Origin of the sequence: Micromonospora sp. CPM1 (assembly GCF_023896895.1) — a bacterium.
Lineage (GTDB): Bacteria > Actinomycetota > Actinomycetes > Mycobacteriales > Micromonosporaceae > Micromonospora > Micromonospora tulbaghiae.
On sequence record NZ_JAMHIU010000011.1, the window covers coordinates 195,448 to 214,204 of the forward strand.

Sequence of the window (18,757 nt, forward strand, 5' to 3'; positions counted from 1 at the left end):
GATTCCGCCCCGTACGACCGCACGGTCCACGACGGACCGCCAGACCGGCCTACCGTCACGGGCGTGAACCGTCCGGACGCGAGCAGCGGACAACAGGTGACACGTCCCCACTCGCCGAAAGGCCGCGCATGAGAAGACTGAGACGGGCGAAGGATGTCGACGTCGGCGCGCTCACCGACGCCGAGGTCGTCGCCCGGTCCGTACGGGAACCGGAGACCTTCGCCGCGATCTTCGACCGGCACGCGCCGCACATCCACCGCTACCTGGCGCGCCGCCTCGGCTCCGCGGCCGCTGACGACCTGGTGGCGGAGACGTTCCTCGCCGCGTTCCGGCGCCGGGACCGCTTCGACACCGGCTGCCCGAACGCCCGCCCGTGGCTGTACGGGATCGCCACCAACCTCGTCGCCCAGCAGCGGCGCACCGAGGAACGGGAGTACCGGCTGCGGCAGGCGTACCACCCGGCGACGTCCGAGGCGTCCCCCGCCGACCGGGTAGCCGGCGAGGTGACCGCGCGGTCGCTGCGCCGGCACCTGCTCGACGCGCTGGCCGGGCTCGCCGACGGCGACCGCGACGTGCTGCTGCTCGTCGCCTGGGAGGACCTGACGTACGAGGAGGTCGCCGCCGCGCTGGCCATCCCGGTCGGCACCGTGCGGTCCCGGCTGAACCGGGCGCGCCGGCTGCTGCGGGAACGGCTCGGCGGCGAACCGGCCGACACCATCGAGGAGGTACTGAGCAATGGATGAGATGAGACTGCTCCAGCGGCTCGGCGACGAGACCGAGCTGCCTGCAGACGAACGACTCGGCGCCGCGCGTACCCGGCTGGTGGGCGCGATGACCGCGACGGAGGCCGCGCCCACCCGATGGCCGCGACGGCCCGCCTGGCGGCTGGTCCTGGCCGGGGTGGCGACGGCGTCGGTGGCGGCGTCGCTCGCGGCGGTGCTGGTGCTGGCGCCGGACCGGATCGGCGGCAGCGCGCCGGCCGCCCGGGCCGACGCCCGGCAGGTGCTGCGCGACGCGGCGGTGGCGGCGTTGCGGCTGCCGGACGTCGAGCCCCGGCCCGACCAGTTCGTCTACACGCGTTCGCAGGGCGGCCGGGAGCTGCGGGAGAGCTGGGCGTCGGTGGACGGGACCAGGGACGGTCTGGTCGTCGAGTACCCGCCGGGCGGCCGCCAGGAGTTCGTGCTCCCCGGCTGCCGGGACGGCCGGGCGAAGATGTACAAGGGCGGGCAGCTCCTGCCGGGCACCGAGCCGTGCGTGCCGGAGCCCGCCTACGACCCCGCCGTGCCCACCGACGCCGCCGCGATGCGCGCCTACCTGGACAAGCACCGCAGCGGCGAGCCCGGTGACGTCAACGCCGCCGCGAAGGACGTGCTAGACCTGCTCAACGACTCGTACCTGCGGCCGCGGTCGCGGGCCGCGCTGTTCGAGGCCGCCGCCGCGACGCCGGGCCTGAAGGTGGTGGAGAAGGCCACCGACGGTGCGGGCCGCTCCGGTGTGGGCGTCAGCTGGTCCTCCCCGGGGAGCCCGGCCCTGATGGTGCTGGTGTTCGACCCGCGGACGTACACGTTCCTCGGCGTGGGCGGGGAGGCGGGCACGTCGGCGGTGCTGTCCGTCGCGGTCGTTGACCGGGTCGGCCAGAAGGGCTGACGCCCGCCGGGCGGGTCGCCTCCCTGGGCGGCCCGCCCGCTCCGGTCGTGCGTCCGGGGCCTGGGCCATCATGGGCGTCATGACGAAGGCGGACGTGGTGGTGGTCGGCGGCGGCGTGATCGGGATGACGACGGCGCTCACGCTCCAGCGGCGGGGCGCACACGTCACCGTGCTGACCGCGCACGACCCGGCCGACACGGTGTCGACTGTGGCCGCCGCCGTCTGGTACCCGAGCCACATCGAGGAGGATCCCCGGGTGTTGCGCTGGGCCCGGGACACCCACACCGAGCTGCGCCGCCAGGCGGCCGACGGCGTGCCGGGGGTGGTCGACCGGCCCACCCGGATGTGGCTGCGCCACCGCTACACCGGGCCGCCCTGGTGGGCCGACGCCTGCGGCGACCTGACGGCCGAGCCGGCGCAGCCGCCGTACACCGCGCTGCTGCGGTTCACCGCCCCGTCGGTGGAGATGACCGGCTACCTCGCCTGGCTGCGGCAGCGCCTGGAGGCCGGTGGCGGGCGGGTCGTCCGCCGCGCGCTGGGCACGCTCGCCGAGGCGTACGAGTTCGCGCCGGTCGTGGTGAACGCTACCGGCCTGGCCGCCGGCCGGCTCGCCGCCGACCCGGCCGTGTACCCGGCGCGCGGGCACGTCCTGCTGGTGGCGAACCCGGGCCTGACCGTCTCGGTACGCGACGAGGACGACCCGGCCGGCGTCACGTACGTGCACCCGCGCCGCCACGACGTGGTGCTCGGCGGCACCTACGAGGCCGGAGTGGGACACACCCGCCCCGACCCGCAGGAGGCGGCCGCGATCCGGCGCCGGTGTGTGGCGCTGGTGCCGCAGCTCGCGGACGCGCCGGTGCTGGGGGAGCGGATCGGGCTACGCCCGGCCCGGCACGGCGGCCCCCGGGTCGAGGTGGACGCGGCGGACCGGCGGCTGGTGCACGCGTACGGGCACGGCGGCGCGGGGGTGACGCTGTCCTGGGGCTGCGCCGCCGAGGTCGCCGATCTCGCCCTGAGTGTCTGACCGCCGCGGCGCGGGCGGCCCCCCGCCGGAGCGCGGGGCGGTAGCCTCGGCCCGGTGTCCGCCCGCCGCGCCGCACTGTCCGCCCTCGTCGCCCTGATCGCCGTCCACATCGGCTGCACCCTGGTCGCGCTCGCGGCCTACAGCCACCGGATCGGCCTGGTGACCCACGACGGCGCCAGTTTCCCGGTGGAGCTGCTCGACGCCGTGGTGCCCCTGCGCGACCTGCTGCCCGTCGTGCTCTGGCTGCTGCCGGTCACGCTGCTCGTCACGTTTGCGGCCCTCGGCTGCTGGGCCGCCCGGCGGACCGTCCGTCCCGGCGACGAGCGGCTACCGAGGGCGGCCTGGACCGCCGGCATCGCCGCGGTGCTGCTGAACCCGCTCGCGGCCGTGCGCTACGCGTCCGCGACCGCGAACGGCGGCGAGTACATGCGTACGGTGCAGGTGGAGACCACCCTCCTGGTGCTCGCCGCCGCCGTGGCCACCACGATGAGCGCGCTCGCGGTCGCCGGGTTCGTGCGGCGCTCCGACACGGCGAGCCCGGCGTCGCGGCGGATGCGGGTGGACGACTGGTCCGCGGACCCGGCGGGACGCGAGTGACCTGCCACTCAGGCGCGCGAGCCGGCCGCTGACTGACCAGGATCAGCGCGGCGTGGACCGGTCAGGAATCGAGAAGCGTCGCGCGGGTGGGCGGACCTAGCGTTTCCGGCACGGGCCTCCCACCGGGGCGGCCACCGGGGAGAGGTCGTCGACCCATGGACACGCGCATCCGTCAGCTGCACCGCTGGTTCTCCATCGCCTTCACCGTGACCGTCGTGGTCACGTTCGTGGCGCTGGCCCAGAAGGACCCGATCGTGTGGGTCTCCTACGTGCCGCTGCTCCCGCTCGCCCTGCTCCTGATCAGCGGCCTCTACCTGTTCGCGCTGCCGTACCTGCGGCGCCGCCGCGCCGCCGCACGTCCGCGCTGACCTGGGGGATTACCGGGGCCGGTCAGCGGGCAACACTGGCGGATGGACCAGAAGGTGATGGTGTTCGCCCCGGCCCCGCTGTTGACGGTGACAATCGAGCAGCAGGGCGAGGCGACCGAGCTGCATCTGCACCCGGGCGGGCAGGGGGTGTGGCAGACCCGGATGATCTCGGCGCTCGGCGTACCGGTGACCATGTGCGTGGGCCTCGGGGGAGAGGTCGGCGACGCGGTCCGCAAGCTGCTCGACGACGAGGACGTCACGGTACGGGTGGTGCGGCGCGAGTCCGGCACCGGCTGGTACGTGCACGACCGGCGCGACGGTGAACGGACCGAGATCGCCGAGCACCCGGGCGCGCCCATGGTGCGGCACGACATCGACGAGCTGTACACGGTGACGCTGACCGAAGGGCTGCGCGCCCCGGTCAGCGTGCTCAGCGGACCGGCCGACCCGGCCGTGGTGGACCCGGACATCTACCGCCGGCTCGCCGCCGACCTGAGCGCCAACGGCGGGACGGTGGTGGCCGACCTGTCCGGGCCGTACCTGGAAGCGGTGCTCGACGGCGGCGTGAGCGTGCTGAAGGTCAGCCACGAGGAGCTGCTCGACGACGGCCTGGCCAAGGACGACAGCGTGGAGGCGCTGCGCGACGCCGGCCGCCGCTGCCAGGAGCGCGGCGCGCGGACGGTGCTGATCAGCCGGGCGGGGGAGCCGGCGCTGGCGCTGCCGGAGGACGGCGATCCGCTGCTGGTGCACGCCCCGCCGCTGGAGCTGGCCGACCACCGGGGCGCCGGTGACTCGATGACCGCCGGGGTGGCCGCGGTGCTGGCCCGGGGCGGGGACATGCGGGAGGCGCTGCACGTCGGCGCCGCCGCCGGCGCGCTGAACGTGACCCGGCACGGGCTCGGCACCGGCCGGGCCGAGGCGGTACGCGAACTGGCCGGCCGGGTGCGGCTGACCCCGCTGGACGGCGGCGACCATGACGGCTGACCGGCCGCCCCGGGTGCTGGTGACCAACGACGACGGCGTGCACGCCCCCGGCATCCGCGCGCTGGCCCGGGCCGCGTACGAACGAGGGCTGGACGTGGTGGTCGCCGCGCCGGAGGCCGAGGCGAGCGGGATGAGCGCGGCGCTGTCGGCGGTGACCGAGGACGGGCGTCTGGTGTTCCGCGAGACCGAGCTGGACGGCCTGCCCGGCGTGCCCGCGTACGCGGTGGCCGCCTCACCGGCGTACATCGCGGTGCTGGCCGGCCTGGGCGTGTTCGGGCCGGTGCCGGACCTGCTGCTGTCCGGCATCAACCGGGGCGCGAACGCGGGCCACGCGGTCCTTCACTCCGGCACCGTGGGCGCGGCGCTGACCGCCGGCAACAACGGCATCCGCGCGCTCGCCGTGTCGCTCGACGTGCTCACCGCGGCGGCGGCGAGCGCCGGCAGCGGTGGCGCGGCGATCGCGGTGCTGGACAGCGTGGACGACGAGTCCCGCCACTGGTCGACCGCCGCCGAGCTGGCCGGGACGCTGCTGCCCTGGCTGGCCGGCGCGCACCCGGGCACCGTGCTCAACCTCAACGTGCCCGACCTGCCGGCCGATCGGGTGGCCGGGCTGCGCCAGGCGACGCTGGCCCCGTTCGGTCAGGTGCAGGTGTCGGTCGCCGAGCGCGGTGAGGGCTTCGTGCGTACGGCGGTGGAGGCGAACGCGGTCCGCGCGGTCCCCGGCACCGACATCGCCTGGCTGGCCGACGGGTACGCGGCGGTGACCGCGATCCGGGCGCTCGGGCACCTGCCCGACATGGAACTGCCGGTCGACGGCTGAGGACGGCTCCGCCCCGCCACAGTGGTACGGATGGCGGGGCGGAACCGGTCGTTCACTCGCCGGCGGCGCGCCTGCGGTCGGCCTCGGCGTCGGCGGCTCCCACCGGGGTGCCGTCGCTGTCCCGGTCGGCCCGGGACAGGTCCACGTCGGCGCCGGCCCGGGCGGCGTCGGCGGCCGCGTCGTCGGCGCCGACGACCTCACCGCCGCCGGTCTGTCCGTCGTCGGGGACCAGCTGCCCGGCGGCGGCCAGCCCGATCGGTGCGTACCTGGGGTCGGTCATCTCGTCCTCCTCACCGGTGCTCCTGTGCAAGCGGTACCCCGGTACGGGACGCGGCACACGCGCGGGGGTCAGCGGCCCCGGTCGAGGAAGTCCAGGGTGACCGCGGCGAACAGCGGCGACTGGTCGATGTCGTAGTGGGTCAGGCCCGGCAGGATCGCCAGCGCGTGCCCGCCCGCGGGCCGGCCCTCGCCCGTCCAGCCGCCGTCACGCCGACCGCCGTCGAGCAGCCCGAACACCTCGACGAAGTGGCTCGGCGGGGCCATGTCGGCGTCGGCGGCGACGACGAGCGTCGGCACCCGCAGGGCGCGCACCTGCTCGGTGAAGTCGAAGTCCTTCCGCATCGCCTCGCCGATCTTGTCGAGCAGCCGGGGGAAGTCCTCCGGACGGGGCGCGACCCGCTGGTACAGCTCGTACATCGGGGTGCCCTTCATGTACTCGGCGGCCGCGGCGTTGACCTGGCCCTGCTGCGCCAGCAACTCCGGATAGACGGCGTCGCGGCGGATGTGCGCGGACGCCGCGACCAGCCGGCCGACCTTCTCCGGGTGCCGGAACGCGGTGTGCAGGGCGACGCCGCCGCCGAGGGAGAAACCGACCACGTCCGGCCGGTCCAGGCCCAGGAGGTCGATCAGCGCGGCGACGTCGTCGGCCATGAGCGCCATGTCGAGCGGCCGGTCCACGTCGGCGGTGCGGCCGTGCCCCTGCAGGTCCACCAGGATCACCTGGTGCTTCGTGGTCAGCGCCGGCAGGATCGGCGCGAACATCTCACCCGAGGTGAGGCCGCCGTGCAGCAGGATCATCGGCCGGCCTTCGCCGTGCGTCTCGTAGTAGAGGTGCACGCCGTTGACGTCGGCGTACCGCCCCGGGGCGTGGGTCTCGTCGCGCTGTGCTGTGGTCATCGGTGCTCCTCGGACGTGGTGACCTGACCACTGTTGGACCGGGCGGGCGGGGCGTACTCATCGGCACGGGCTCGAACGTGCTCGCGTCGACGCAGCATGTGGGCTAGTTTCAGCCAGGTGAGCGAGGTGGCGAGCGTCCCCGTCGAGGCGCAACTCGAGGCGTACCGGTCGGAGCTGACCGGCTACTGCTACCGGATGCTGGGTTCGGCCTTCGAGGCCGAGGACGCGGTGCAGGACACCTTCGTCCGGGCCTGGCGCAACTTCGACAAGTTCGAGGGGCGGTCCGCGCTGCGGACCTGGCTCTACCGGATCGCGACGAACGTCTGCCTCACCATGTCCACCAGCGCGCAGCGCCGGATCCGGCCGATGGACCTCGGTCCGGCGGGCAGCGGCACCGCCACGCACCCCGGTGAGCCGCGCCCGGAGCAGATCTGGCTCGGGCCGGCGCCCGACGACCGGGTGCTGCCCGAGGTCGCCGACCCGGCCGAGGTGGTCGCCGGCCGGGAGTCGGTCCGGCTGGCGTTCGTCGCGGCGTTGCAGCACCTGCCGCCGAAGCAGCGGGCCGTGCTGATCCTGCGCGAGGTACTGGCCTGGTCGGCCCAGGAGGTCGCCGACCTGCTCGACACGTCGGTGGCGAGCGTCAACAGCGCGCTGCAACGGGCGCGCGCCACGATCGCCTCGGCCGACACCGAGGCCGACGTGCGCCGGCCGCTGGACACCGAGCAGCAGGCGCTGCTCGCCCGCTACGTGCGCGCCTTCGAGGCGTACGACCTGGCGGCGCTCACCGCGCTGCTGCACGAGGACGCGACGTTGTCGATGCCGCCGCTGCCGCTGTGGCTGCGCGGCCCGGAGCACATCGCGGCGTGGATGGCCGGCACCGGCAGCGGCTGCAGCGGCTCCCGCCTGGTGCCGACCGCGGCCAACGGGATGCCGGCGTTCGGGCACTACCGGCGCGACCCCGACGGCTCAGGCCACGTGCCCTGGGCGCTGATCGTGATCGGCGTCTCCGGCGGCCGGATCACGTCGCTCAACAACTTCCTCGACGTCGACCGCCTGTTCCCGCTGTTCGGGCTGCCCGCCCGGCTGGAGGAGGGCGCCGGCCAGCCCGAGCAGGCCGGCCAGCTCGCGTAGGTCGTCGCCCGCGCCGCGTACCTCCATCCGCCAGCCGAGCCGCCGGGCGGTCAGGCGCATCCGCGCCAGCACCTCGACCGTGACGAGGTCGGGCGCGGTCACCGCGGACACGTCGCACACCACCACGCCCCGGTCGCGGCCGCGCAGCGCCTCGGCCAGTTCGGCGCAGCGGGCCGCGATGTCCGCGCGGGTCGGCGTCCCGTCGGCCAGGCAGAGCATGTGCGTGATCACACGCATTGGACCGCCGTACGTCCCGGCTCTCATCGGTACGCGCGCGGCCCGCGCAATTTGCCTCGAACACCTTGTTGCAGGCAGTTACATCGACGTTAACTGCTATACCAATCATCGGTGCTCGGCTATATGATCCCGGTAGTTCACCCCGAAGCCTCACGAAACCGCAGCTCCCACACCCCTCGGGTCGAACTCCGCAAGCCAGGTGCCTCCGCAACGTCGTGCCTGGCGACCGCCCGGCGTTGTGGTTCGGCCTGCCGGAAAGGTGGGAACGGATGACAGGGCTCCCGTCCTTGGTCATCGGCATCGCGTCCTCGTCGGCCGAGCGCCGGCAGCTCGCCCAACTGCTCGGCGGCACCGAGTCGTTCCTGATCGTCTCCAGCGCCCATCAGGCCCGCCGCTTCCTGGACCTGGTACGCCGGCCCGCGCTCGCCCCGGCGCCGCACCCGCCCGCGAGTGACGAGGCGCCGGCCGAGCCGCCCGGACGGGATCTGGCCGTCGACTCCGACCGGCGGGTGCTGCGCTGGCGGGAGCGGGAGATCGGGTTGACGCCGCTGGAGCACGACCTGATCGTCTGCCTGACCGGCACGCCCGGCCAGGTGTGGACGTACGCCCGGCTGCACCGCGCCGTCTGGGGCAACGACCACCTCGGGCGGCGCTCCGACATGCACTCCGTGGTGCGCCGCCTCCGCCGCAAGCTGGGCCGCCTGGACGCCCCCGCCACGATCCACGCGGTGCGAGGCGTAGGTTTCCGCCTCACTCCCTGACCCTGCCCCTCTCGCCGCTGATCTTGCAGTCGCGGCCCCTCGGGTGGGGCTTTTGTGTGCCTTGTCGGGGCGGTAAGTGCAAGATCGCCGGGAACGTGGAGCGGCCCGCCCGGTGTGTGTGCCGGGCGGGCCGTCCTTCGGGTGCTGGGTCAGCAGCGGGTGGGGGAGAGGGTGAAGTCCTCAACGGTGGGCGTGCTGCTGTTGATCTTCGTCTGGCGCGTCTGGGGCTTCCAGCCGTCCTTCGCGACGATCAGCGTCAGCGGGTTGTTGCGCCGGTCCATCCAGTAGGCGTACCGGCCCTCGGCGTCGGTGGTGAACGTGTACGAGTTCGCCCAGGAGTCGACCTGCACGGTCACGCCCGCCAGCGGCGCGGTGGCGCCCTGGCAGCTCTTGCCGGAGACCGTGCCGGACAGCTTGCCCCAGGTGGTCGGCGGCTGCGCGATCATGGTGACCGCCACCGGCTCCACCGTGTACGGGGTGTTCTCCTTGATCACCACGGACGCGGAGTACGTGCCGGGCTGGTCGACGTTCGCGGTCATGCCGACCGTGACGGTGACCTTCTCGCCCGGCGCCAGCGTGACCTTCGACTTGTCGACGGTCAGCCAGCTCACGTCGGCCGCGCCCTCGGCGCACTCGCCGAAGCCGGGCAGGACCTCGCTGTCCTTGGTGGCCGTGAAGCCGCCCGACGAACCGCCGACCTTGTAGAACCCGCAGGCCGCGCCACCCCGGTAGCGGGGGGCGTTGGCGTTGGGCAGGTTGGCCCACGAGTCGGTCGCCGGGTCGAAGGCGAAGCCGGCGTTGGTGATGGCGCCACCCTGCGACCCGCCGACGACCAGGAGCTTGCCGTTGGCGACCGCGTACGAGGCGGCCCAGCTGTCGGCCGGCGCGTCCGGGATGGCGGTCCAGGCTCCTGCACCCGGGTCGAAGGCGTAACCGACCTTCTGCGACGTGGTTCCGTCGTTGCCGCCGGTGCAGTAGACGGTGCCGTCGATCCCGCCGCAGGACAGGAACGCCACCGACTTCGGGTACGCCGGCAGCGTCTCCCAGGCGTCGGCGCCCGGGTCGTACCGCACCACCGAGTTGGCCATCGGCGTGCAGCTCGCGGTGGTGCAGCCGCCGATCGCGTACAGCTTGCCGCCCGCGACCGCCTGGCCGGCCGCCGCGCGCGGCGCCGGGTTGTCGGCCTTGCGGGTCCACGTGTTCGCCGCCGGGTCGTACGAGAAGGTGGCGGCGTCCGGACCGGCGGCGCCCCAGCCACCGGTGGCGATGATCTTGCCGTCGATCACGCCGACCGTCATGGCGTTACGCGCGCCGGGCAGGTCGGCGATGCCGGTCCACGTCTGGGTGATCGGGTCGTACCTGTAGTTCTTGGCGCTCGACGCGGTGCCGTCGCCACCGGCGATGGAGTAGACGGTGCCGTCGACGTTGACGACCCGGTTGTCCATCACGTTCGCCGGGTAGCCCGGGATGGTGGTCCAGGGGTCCGCCTGGGGTGCGGCGGCGGTGATCGCGTTCGACGACTTGCCGGACGAGCGCGCCGCGAACGACGTGGCGGCGGTCAGCCGCTGGACCGGCGCGCCGGTGGAGCCCAGCAGCGCCTGCTCGGACAGCTGGGAGCCGTCGGCCCGTTGCAGCACGAACCCGCCGTCGCGCTCACCGAACTCGGCGGTGACCGGGGCCCCGCCGGTGTTGGTCACCGTGAAGGTCTTGCTGACCTTCCCGCTGGGCATCCGGACCGTGCCGGTGATCGAGGTCGGCTTCACCGACAGCCGGCCGGCGGCGAGCTGGAAGTTGGCCGTGGTGGCCCAGTCCTCCTCGACCGCAACCTGCTTGGTCTGGCTCACGTAGTTGCCGGCGCTGGCGGTGAACGGGTGCGTCCCGGTCAGCGACGAGAACATCCAGTAGAAGCCGTCGGGCAGTTCGGTGTCGTCCGGCGTGGCGACTGTGGTGGCCTTCTCCGCCGGGCGGTCCTTGCTGGTCACCGTGGCGCCGTTGACGTAGCCGTTGTCGTTCTTGTCGCGGACGTGGCCGAGGACGAGGCCGCCGTTCACCGGCTTGCAGACGAGCTTGCTGCCGATGAGCACGTTGTCGACCTGCCACCACCATTCCCAGCTCGCCTCGTAGTAGTGGAAGCGCACCCGCACCTGCGACTGGCCGGCCGCCTGCGGGATCGGCACCTCGGTCACCCGCGGGCCGCGCACGTCGGCGGCCTGCCGGAGCACGTTGCTCCACGTGGTGCCGCCGTCCAGGCTCAGGTCGACGTCCGCGCGGTCGCTGTTGAGCCAGTTGTAGTCCTGGTTGAACCGGATCACCGGCGTGGTCACGCCGGTCAGGTCGACCACCGGGCTGACCAGCGACGTGTCCTGCCGCCCGCCGCTGCCGTAGTTGTCGCTGTCGATGATGGCGAAGTTGCCGCTGCCGCCGGTCAGGTTGCCACGCTCACCGGCGTCGGTGAACTCCCAGACCTGGCCGGTGCCGGCGTTGTCCACCACGGTCCAGCCGTCCGGGACACCGGTGCCGTCGAACGTCTCGTACTCGCCGTCGGAGCTGACGGTGTAGCCGGGGGCGGTGGTGCACGCCTCCGGGTTCGCCTGCACCGCGATGTTGGCGGTCACGTTGGCCGTGCCGACGGTGACCTCCTTGGTGGTGGTCAGGTAGCCGGCGTACTGCGGCTCGACAGTGAGCCGGTACGTCGCCCCGGACGGCAGTGACAGGCTGTAGCGGCCGGTCGACGGCGTCGTGTAGTCGGAGATCGGCGTGCCCTCGACGCTCACCTTCGCGTACAGCGGCCAGCCGTGCCCGGAACCGTCGGTGACCTGCCCGCTCACCGTGACGCTCGCCACCGCGGTGAGCGCGACGTCGAGCGTGGTGGTCGTGTTCGCGGTGATCGTCGCGGACAGCGTGCGGGTCGCGTACCCGAACGCCGAGACGACCACCTGATAGTCGCCGGCCGGCAGGAGCGAGGAGTACGTCCCGTCCGCGCCGGTGGTCAGCGTGCGGTCCGCCGGGCCGGTCAGGGTGACGGTCGCGCCGGCGATCCCGGCGCCGGTGGCGGCGTCGGTGACCTTGCCGGCCAGCGTGCCGTTGTCGCCGATGGGGGCGGCGGCGAGCAGCGCGAGCGCGTCCAGGCGGCCCTCACCGTAGACGTTGTTGTCGTCGGTGGTGCCGCCGCACTGCGAGTCGCCCTTGTCGATCGCCGTGTCGTTGAGCAGCGCACGGGTCGCCGTGACGTCGCCGACCAGCGTGGGCGCCGCCGACCAGAGCAGCGCGATCGCGCCGGCCAGGTGCGGCGCCGCCATCGAGGTGCCGCTGATGCTGGCGTACGAGTTGGTCGGCACGCTGGAGCGCACGTTCACGCCCGGCGCCGAGATGTTCGGCTTGATCTCGCCGTTCTGCCCGGTGCCCCGGGACGAGAAGCTGGCGATGTTGTTGTTGACGTCGTACGCGCCGGCCGAGTAGTTGCTCGCCAGGCTGCCCGGCGAGCCGCTGGTCTGGCAGGACGGGCCGTTGTTGCCGTTGGACCAGACGCCGAAGATGCCGGAGGCGGTCCAGGCGTCGGTGACGTCCTCCATGAACGGCTCGTTGGACGGCGCCGTGGTGCCCCACGAGTTGTTGATGATGTTGGGCCGCTTGCTGGCGTCCGGGTTCTGCCCGTTGAGGTCGGTGGGCTCCAGCATCCACTGCCCGGAGGAGATCAGCGCGGCGTCGGACGGGCAGCACCCGTTCGCGGCGATCCACTTGACCTCGGGGGCGACACCGATCTGGTTGGCCCCGTCGGCGCCGGCCATGGTGCCCATGGTGTGCGTGCCGTGGCCGTCGGTGTCGCACGGCGCGGTGGCGCACTCGCCCGCCGCGTCGAACCAGTTGTAGTCGTGGTCGAAGGTGCCGTCACCGTTGTTGCCCCGGTAGGCGTTCACCAGCGCCGGGTGGTTGAACTGGACGCCGCTGTCGATGCTGGCCACGGTGATCCCGGCGCCCTTGACGCCGTACTGGGACCAGACGTCGTCGGCGTTGATGTTGGCGATGCCCCACTCCAGGGCGTTCGCGGACTTCTCGTCGGTGCCCGGGGTGGTCTCCGGCAGCTTGTACTCCACCGGTGCGTACAGGCCGTCCACCTCGGAGTGGGCGGCGAAGTTCTGCGCCATGGTCAGCGAGCCGTCGGTGACCTTGATGGCGTTCGTCGCCCAGAAGGTCTGGTACTTCGTGCCCGAGCGGTCCAGCTCGGCGCGGATCTTCGACTGGCTGTCGGCGGCGGTCTTCTTCAGCGCCGCGGCGACGGCGGCGCCGCGCTCGTTCCAGTCCTTGATCGCGGCGGCCTTGCTCAGGTCCGCCTTGGCGCCGAAGTGGATCCAGAAGTCGCCCTCGCTCTTGCCCTGGAGCTGGCGGGTGAGTTCGGGACGGATCTTGTCGCCGGCCGACGCGCCCGCGCCGGTCTCGGCCTGTGCCGCCGTGCCGGTCGCGGCCAGCGCGGTGGCGGCGAGCACCAGGGCCGCGCCCGCGCTCACCAGCCGCCGGGCCGGGCCCCATCTGTGTGGACGTCTCAGCATCGGTGCTGCCTCCTGTTCCGATGACCCGCGGATGATCGAGCCATGGCAGAAGGGCCAGGAGACATGCTCTCCCGACTACGACACCGGTGTGAAAAGAACCCCCCAGGCCCCCTAGGCGCCGTGCGGGTCTGCGCCGGACGCCTGAGTGGACACTATGATCGACATAAGGAACGATCAATGACCGTACGTGAGCAACATGTCACCAACAGGCCCCCGGATCGAGCGGCCTGTTGACAGTTTTTGTCACGGTGGGGCGCGGTGACGACTGACGGCACGAACGCGGCGAACTCCGGCACCGACCCGCCGGAGCACCCCTTCTCGCTCGTCATCGGGGTGACGTCGTCCCCGGCCGAGCGGCTGCGGCTGACCGAGCTGCTGGACGGCGTCGCGCCCCTTCTGATGGTCGCCGATCTGGACGAGCTACGCGAGTTGATCACGGATGCGCCGGCCCCGGCCGGCGCGCCGGCCCGGCCCGTACCCCGGGACAGGCCCGCGCCGGACGGCGCGCTGGTGATCGACGCGGCCCGGTCGACCGCCCGGTGGGGCAACCGCGAGACCGCCCTGACCCGGCTGGAGCGCGACCTGCTGACCTGCCTGACCGCCGAGCCGGTACGGGTGTGGAGCTACGCCGAACTGCACCACACGGTCTGGCACGACGCGCCGACGCACGGCCGGGCCGACGTGCAGTCCCTGGTCAAGCGGTTGCGCCGCAAGCTCGACGAGCTGGGCACCGGCGTCACCATCGCGGCGGTACGCGGCGTCGGCCTGCGGCTCACCGACCACCGCCACCCCCGGGTACGGGGCGACTGACCCACCCCTTGGTTCCGCTGTGGAAGACCGCACGTCGCGGACCGGACGGGCGCACCGCCGGACGGTGACAGCCGGTGACCCGATCGGTGGAGCCGCGCCGCCGGTGTGGCCGGAATTGATGGCGACCGGTCGATTACCGGTGCGGCACGTATCGCGAGAAGTCTTTGCCTCCTACGGTGGCGTCCGGCACGCGGACGGAGGGGACCCGGGAATCACCCGAGGGGGCCGTCCCGGCGGACAGGGAGAGTTGTCTCGATGCGAGTTTGGCTTCGCGCGGTGGCGGTGCTCGCCGCCGGCGCGATCGTGGTGGCGGGAGTGCCGGCGCTCGCCGCCACCGTCACCGTGCGGGACGCCGGCGTGGCCGGCCAGACCGGCGCACAGGCGACCGGAAGCAGCGCCGCGCTGGGCGCCGCGCGTACCACCGCGACCCGTGCGCTGGTCACCCCCGGGGACACCCGGCTGATGCCGACCACGCCCCGCACCGACACGCCGCGGATCAACAACGGCGAGATCACCGACATCGAGGTGATCGGCAACCGCGTCTTCATCGCCGGCACGTTCACCTCGATCGCGAACGTCGGCGGGTCCACGATCGCGCAGCGGTCCCTGGCGTCGTACAACCTGGACACCGGCAAGGTGGACACCGGCTTCAAGCCGGTCGTCGACGGCGCGGTCGCCGCGGTGGAGGCGTCGCCGGACGGCTCGTCGCTCTACATCGCCGGCTCGTTCAACACGATCAACGGCGTCACCAAGCGCAAGATCGCCCGGCTGAACCCGACCACCGGCGCGCCGGTCGCCGCGTTCACCGCCACCGCCAACGCGCGGGCCACCGCGCTCGCGGTCAGCGGCAACGCCGTCTACGTCGGCGGCCAGTTCGCCACCGTCAACGGGGTCGCCCGCAGCGGCCTGGCCGCGCTCAACCCCACCACCGGCGCCGTCGACACCGGCTTCAACCTGCCGCTCACCGGCGGCATCGGCGTCGGCGGCATGCTCACCGTGCAGCAGCTCAAGCTCACCCACGACCGCAGCAAGCTGCTGGTCGTGCACACCGGCCGCCAGATCGCCGGCCAGGACCGCTACGGCGTGGCCCTCATCGGTACGGCGAGCAAGGCGCTGCTGCCGTGGCGTACCCGGCTGTGGGAGGACAACCTCTCCTTCGTCGGCGGCATCCAGCGGGTCTTCGCCGGTGACATCGCGCCGGACGACTCGTACTTCGTGGTCACCAGCGGCTCCGGCGGCGACCGGCCGCCGATCAACGACACCGCCATCGCGTACCCGCTGACCGGGAACGACCACGTCGAGCCGCTCTGGATCTCCCGGCACTTCGACAGCATCTACTCGGTCGCGATCACCGACACCGCCGTCTACGTCGGCGGCCACTTCAGCTGGCAGGAGTCGCCCACGTCGAACGTGCCGTGGCCCGGCCTGGACAACGTCGGCTACGGCACCGGCCAGGGACTCAGCGGCTACGGCCTCGGCGACCAGGTGGTCCGTCGCGACCACCTGGGCGCGCTGGACCCGCTCACCGGCACCGCGCTGGAGTGGAACCCCGGCTCCAACTCGTACGAGGGCGAGAAGGCGATGCTCGCCACCTCGCGCGGCCTGCTCGTCGGCGGCGACGGCAACGTCAAGGGCGGCAAGACCACCGGCCGGGTGGCCTTCTTCGACCTCTCCAAGGAGCCCACCCCGGCGGCGCTGGACACCACGATCACCACGCCGATCGAGGGTGCGGTGAAGCCGGCCGGCGAGTCGTTCACGATCAGCGGCCAGGCGCTCGCCCCGGCCGGCGTGGCCCGCGTCCAGCTGGAGATCCAGGACCGCAACAGCGGCAAGTACCTCCAGGCCGACCTGACCACCTGGGGCGCGTTCAAGGCGATCAACACGACGGTCGCCGCGCCGAACGCCACCTCCACCACGTGGAGCCTGCCGGTGACGCTGCCGGCCGGCGTCTACCAGTTGCAGGCCAAGACGTTCGACCGCAACGGGGCCGGCGACACCACCAAGGCGGTCAAGAAGATCGAGGCGTTCCGCTTCGACGACCTGCCGCCGACGACCCGGATCAGCTCGCCGGCGGCCGGCCTGCTCGCCACGCAGACGTTCGTGGCCTCCGGCACCGCCACCGACGACAAGGGCGTCAACTCGCTCATCTACTCGTTCCGCACGGCGGACAACCGGTACCTCCAGGACGACGGCACGGTCGCCGCGGTCTACAACACCTTCCGCGGCGAGCCGGACGTGATCGGCGCGACGTCCACGTCCTGGCAGTACGAGGTCACGCTGCCCGTCGAGGGGCAGTGGAAGATGACCGCCACCGCCGTCGACACGACCGGGCAGAGCGACCTGCGCGGCGACACCCGCGACTGGACCGTCTCCGCCAACGGCGTACCGCCGACGGTGGCGATCACCTCGCCGGTGGCGATGACCCCGCCGGGCAACCCGGCGCCGTTCACCGTCGCGCCCGGCGGGGCGGTCACGTTCGCCGGTACGGCAAATGACGACGACGCCCTCAAGTCGGTCGAGATCTACCTGCGCAACAACACCACCCGTGAGGCGCTCGCCAGCGACGGCACGTGGGGCGCCGACTCGGTCGCCGGCTACCACCGGATCTCCCCGACGAACCTCGACGCCGCGACGTTCGACTGGTCGTTCACCACGGTGCCGCTCACCCCAGGCGTCTACGACTTCCGGGTACGGGCGACCGACGAGCTCGGCCTGACCACGTCCAGCACCAACATGGGCCGGCTCACCGTCACCGCCCAGGTGCCAGGCGACGCCTTCCCGAACGGGCTGCTCAGCTTCACCGGCACCAGCCAGGACATCGACCAGCTGCACCTGGACCTGGCCGGCACCGCCACCGACGACAAGGGGGTCCGGGCGGTCCGGATCGCGCTGCGCGACCTCGACACCGGCCGGTACGTGCAGCCCAACGGCACCATGGCCGCCGCGTTCGCCACAGTCGACGCGACGCTCGCCGCGCCCGGCGCGACCAGCACCGCGTTCACGCTGTCGATCGACCTGCCCACCCGGGGCACGTACAGCGTCGAGGCGTGGGCCGTGGACACCGCGGGTCAGCAGGACAACTCGACGAACGGCGCGACCGCCCGCTACCTCGTCTACCCGGGTGACACCGACCCGACGCTGGAGCCGAGCATCACGCCGGTCGAGGGGCAGGCGTACACCGGCGGCCGGATCGTGATCACCGGCCGGGCGGTGGACGACGGCGGGATGCAGAAGGTCGAGGTGCAGATCGGCAACAGCGCCGGGCAGGGCATGAACTCGGCCGGCACGTTCGGCCGGGCGGGCACGCCGACCAGCTGGCCGTGGATCGCCACGTTCCTCACCAGCCCGGGCTCGCCGGGATCGAACTTCGCGTACACGTCGCCGGTGATCCCGGCCGGCACGTACACGGTGACGATCCGCGGCATGGACAACCGGGGGCAGTACCAGCAGCCGCCCCGCACCGTCACGGTGACCGTCACCGACTGACCGGGCAGGCTCGCGGGCCGGTCCGCGCCGGGTCTCCCGGCGCCGGGCCGGCCCGTGCCCGTTCAGGGACGGATCAGGCACATCCCGGCCGTGGCCGGCCGGTCCATGGTGGCCAGCGCATCCGGCGCGGCGTCCAGGTCGACGGTGCGGGTGACCAGCTCGGCCGGGCGCAGCACCCCGGCGGTGACCAGCCGCAGCATCTCCGGGTACGCGTGCGCCGGCATGCCGTGGCTGCCGCGCAGCTCCAGCTCGTACGCGATCACCAGGTCCATCGGCAGCGCGGGCCGGCCCTGCGCGGCGGGCAGCAGCCCGACCTGCACGTGCCGGCCGCGCCGGCGCAGGCCCTCGATCGACGCCACGCAGGTGGCGTGACTGCCGAGCGCGTCCAGCGACAGGTGGGCGCCCCCACCGGTGGCCTCCCGGACCGCGGCGGCCACGTCGCCGGGACCGCCCAGCGTGCTCGCGTCCACGCACACCGCGGCACCGCTGCGGCGGGCCAGCTCCAGCGCGCCGGGCGACACGTCCACGGCCACCACCCGCGCGCCGCTCGCCGCCGCGACCATGACCGCGGACAGGCCGACGCCGCCGCAGCCGTGCACTGCGACCCACTCGCCCGCCGCCACCCGGCCCTGCGCGACGACGGCCCGGAACGCGGTGGCGAACCGGCAGCCGAGCGCGGCGGCTGCCGCCTCGTCCAGCTCGTCCGGCAGCCGGACCAGGTTCACGTCGGCGTGCCGCACCGCGACCAGCTCGGCGAACGAGCCCCACCCGGTGAAGCCCGGCTGGGTCTGCCGCTCGCAGACCTGCTGGTCGCCCGCGAGACACGACGGGCACCGCCCGCACGCGCAGACGAACGGCGCGGTCACCCGGTCGCCGGGCCGCCAGCCGCGTACGTCCGCGCCGGCCGCCACGACCACACCGGCGAACTCGTGCCCCGGTACGTGTGGCACTTGGATGTCCGGGTCGTGGCCCTGCCAGCCGTGCCAGTCACTGCGGCACAGGCCGGTCGCGCCGACCCGGACGACCACCCCGTCCGGCGCCGGCACCGGATCGTCCACCTCCCGGACCTCCGGCCGCACCCCGAACCGCTCGAACACCACCGCACGCATGCCCCCGATCCTCACACCCCCACCCCACGGCCCTCCTCCCACCCTCCGCGCCTCCCACCC

Annotated in this window: 15 protein-coding genes and 1 pseudogene; 11 read left to right on the plus strand and 5 right to left on the minus strand. The window is 73.3% G+C overall.

Going from position 1 to position 18,757, the window contains the following annotated elements; translation table 11 throughout:
- The first annotated feature begins 128 nt into the window (after positions 1-128).
- The 7 genes from M8C11_RS16130 (at position 129) to surE (ending at position 5,440) form a co-directional block, all read left to right on the plus strand.
- A complete protein-coding gene (locus tag M8C11_RS16130) occupies positions 129-743 on the plus strand; it encodes an RNA polymerase sigma factor (RefSeq protein ID WP_252450155.1) in 615 nt (204 codons plus the stop codon).
- The gene (locus M8C11_RS16135; protein WP_252450156.1) at positions 736-1,647 is read left to right on the plus strand and encodes a CU044_5270 family protein; all 912 of its coding nucleotides are present in this window, start codon (positions 736-738) and stop codon (positions 1,645-1,647) included. The genes M8C11_RS16130 and M8C11_RS16135 overlap by 8 nt, the downstream gene beginning before the upstream one ends.
- A gap of 70 nt (positions 1,648-1,717) precedes the next feature.
- Positions 1,718-2,671 (plus strand): FAD-dependent oxidoreductase, encoded by a 954-nt coding sequence (locus M8C11_RS16140; RefSeq protein WP_308212751.1) that lies wholly within the window; start codon positions 1,718-1,720, stop codon positions 2,669-2,671.
- 54 nt (positions 2,672-2,725) lie between these two features.
- Positions 2,726-3,268: a hypothetical protein gene (locus M8C11_RS16145; protein WP_252450158.1), complete on the plus strand. Its 543-nt coding sequence runs from the start codon at positions 2,726-2,728 to the stop codon at positions 3,266-3,268.
- A 155-nt stretch (positions 3,269-3,423) separates the two neighbouring features.
- Positions 3,424-3,636 (plus strand): hypothetical protein, encoded by a 213-nt coding sequence (locus M8C11_RS16150; protein ID WP_120570776.1) that lies wholly within the window; start codon positions 3,424-3,426, stop codon positions 3,634-3,636.
- 42 nt (positions 3,637-3,678) lie between these two features.
- Complete coding sequence (locus M8C11_RS16155; protein WP_252450159.1) at positions 3,679-4,620, plus strand: 1-phosphofructokinase family hexose kinase; 942 nt, start codon at positions 3,679-3,681, stop codon at positions 4,618-4,620.
- Positions 4,610-5,440, plus strand: coding sequence for a 5'/3'-nucleotidase SurE (surE, locus tag M8C11_RS16160; RefSeq protein ID WP_252450160.1), 831 nt, complete (start codon positions 4,610-4,612; stop codon positions 5,438-5,440). Before M8C11_RS16155 ends, surE begins: the two co-directional genes overlap by 11 nt.
- A 52-nt stretch (positions 5,441-5,492) precedes the next feature.
- Here surE and M8C11_RS16165 read toward each other — a convergent pair whose 3' ends face one another.
- On the minus strand, positions 5,493-5,720 hold the full coding sequence (locus tag M8C11_RS16165) for a hypothetical protein (RefSeq protein ID WP_120570774.1): 228 nt from the start codon (positions 5,718-5,720) through the stop codon (positions 5,493-5,495).
- A 68-nt stretch (positions 5,721-5,788) separates the two neighbouring features.
- Positions 5,789-6,616: an alpha/beta fold hydrolase gene (locus M8C11_RS16170; RefSeq protein WP_252450161.1), complete on the minus strand. Its 828-nt coding sequence runs from the start codon at positions 6,614-6,616 to the stop codon at positions 5,789-5,791.
- Between the two features lie 96 nt (positions 6,617-6,712).
- Between M8C11_RS16170 and M8C11_RS16175 the strand changes: the two genes are divergently transcribed.
- Complete coding sequence (locus M8C11_RS16175; RefSeq protein ID WP_252450162.1) at positions 6,713-7,747, plus strand: sigma-70 family RNA polymerase sigma factor; 1,035 nt, start codon at positions 6,713-6,715, stop codon at positions 7,745-7,747.
- Positions 7,748-7,777: 30 nt separating this feature from the next.
- Here the strand turns inward: M8C11_RS16175 and M8C11_RS16180 are convergent.
- A pseudogene (locus tag M8C11_RS16180) lies at positions 7,778-8,011 on the minus strand (hypothetical protein); the annotation flags it as partial.
- Between the two features lie 242 nt (positions 8,012-8,253).
- Here M8C11_RS16180 and M8C11_RS16185 point away from each other — a divergent pair.
- Positions 8,254-8,745: a winged helix-turn-helix domain-containing protein gene (locus tag M8C11_RS16185; protein WP_120570772.1), complete on the plus strand. Its 492-nt coding sequence runs from the start codon at positions 8,254-8,256 to the stop codon at positions 8,743-8,745.
- A 149-nt stretch (positions 8,746-8,894) separates the two neighbouring features.
- Here the strand turns inward: M8C11_RS16185 and M8C11_RS16190 are convergent, their stop codons facing one another.
- Positions 8,895-13,292, minus strand: a complete 4,398-nt coding sequence (locus M8C11_RS16190; RefSeq protein ID WP_252450163.1) for a S8 family serine peptidase — start codon at positions 13,290-13,292, stop codon at positions 8,895-8,897.
- A gap of 258 nt (positions 13,293-13,550) precedes the next feature.
- Between M8C11_RS16190 and M8C11_RS16195 the strand changes: the two genes are divergently transcribed.
- Both M8C11_RS16195 and M8C11_RS16200 read left to right on the plus strand, forming a co-directional pair.
- Positions 13,551-14,102 carry a winged helix-turn-helix domain-containing protein gene (locus tag M8C11_RS16195; RefSeq protein ID WP_120570770.1) on the plus strand — a complete coding sequence of 184 codons (552 nt, stop codon included), beginning with the start codon at positions 13,551-13,553 and terminating at the stop codon, positions 14,100-14,102.
- A gap of 255 nt (positions 14,103-14,357) precedes the next feature.
- Positions 14,358-17,588, plus strand: a complete 3,231-nt coding sequence (locus M8C11_RS16200; RefSeq protein WP_252450164.1) for an Ig-like domain-containing protein — start codon at positions 14,358-14,360, stop codon at positions 17,586-17,588.
- A 62-nt stretch (positions 17,589-17,650) separates the two neighbouring features.
- Here M8C11_RS16200 and M8C11_RS16205 read toward each other — a convergent pair whose 3' ends face one another.
- Complete coding sequence (locus tag M8C11_RS16205) at positions 17,651-18,697, minus strand: zinc-dependent alcohol dehydrogenase family protein (protein WP_120570768.1); 1,047 nt, start codon at positions 18,695-18,697, stop codon at positions 17,651-17,653.
- Positions 18,698-18,757 lie beyond the last annotated feature (60 nt).

Coding starts and splice junctions, on each gene's coding strand:
- M8C11_RS16130 (WP_252450155.1), top strand. CDS start 129: ATGAGAAGACTGAGACGGGCGAAGGATGTCGACGTCGGCGCGCTCACC.
- M8C11_RS16135 (WP_252450156.1), top strand. CDS start 736: ATGGATGAGATGAGACTGCTCCAGCGGCTCGGCGACGAGACCGAGCTG.
- M8C11_RS16140 (WP_308212751.1), top strand. CDS start 1,718: ATGGGCGTCATGACGAAGGCGGACGTGGTGGTGGTCGGCGGCGGCGTG.
- M8C11_RS16150 (WP_120570776.1), top strand. CDS start 3,424: ATGGACACGCGCATCCGTCAGCTGCACCGCTGGTTCTCCATCGCCTTC.
- M8C11_RS16155 (WP_252450159.1), top strand. CDS start 3,679: ATGGACCAGAAGGTGATGGTGTTCGCCCCGGCCCCGCTGTTGACGGTG.
- surE (WP_252450160.1), top strand. CDS start 4,610: ATGACGGCTGACCGGCCGCCCCGGGTGCTGGTGACCAACGACGACGGC.
- M8C11_RS16165 (WP_120570774.1), bottom strand. CDS start 5,720: ATGACCGACCCCAGGTACGCACCGATCGGGCTGGCCGCCGCCGGGCAG.
- M8C11_RS16170 (WP_252450161.1), bottom strand. CDS start 6,616: ATGACCACAGCACAGCGCGACGAGACCCACGCCCCGGGGCGGTACGCC.
- M8C11_RS16175 (WP_252450162.1), top strand. CDS start 6,713: ATGTGGGCTAGTTTCAGCCAGGTGAGCGAGGTGGCGAGCGTCCCCGTC.
- M8C11_RS16185 (WP_120570772.1), top strand. CDS start 8,254: ATGACAGGGCTCCCGTCCTTGGTCATCGGCATCGCGTCCTCGTCGGCC.
- M8C11_RS16190 (WP_252450163.1), bottom strand. CDS start 13,292: ATGCTGAGACGTCCACACAGATGGGGCCCGGCCCGGCGGCTGGTGAGC.
- M8C11_RS16200 (WP_252450164.1), top strand. CDS start 14,358: ATGCGAGTTTGGCTTCGCGCGGTGGCGGTGCTCGCCGCCGGCGCGATC.
- M8C11_RS16205 (WP_120570768.1), bottom strand. CDS start 18,697: ATGCGTGCGGTGGTGTTCGAGCGGTTCGGGGTGCGGCCGGAGGTCCGG.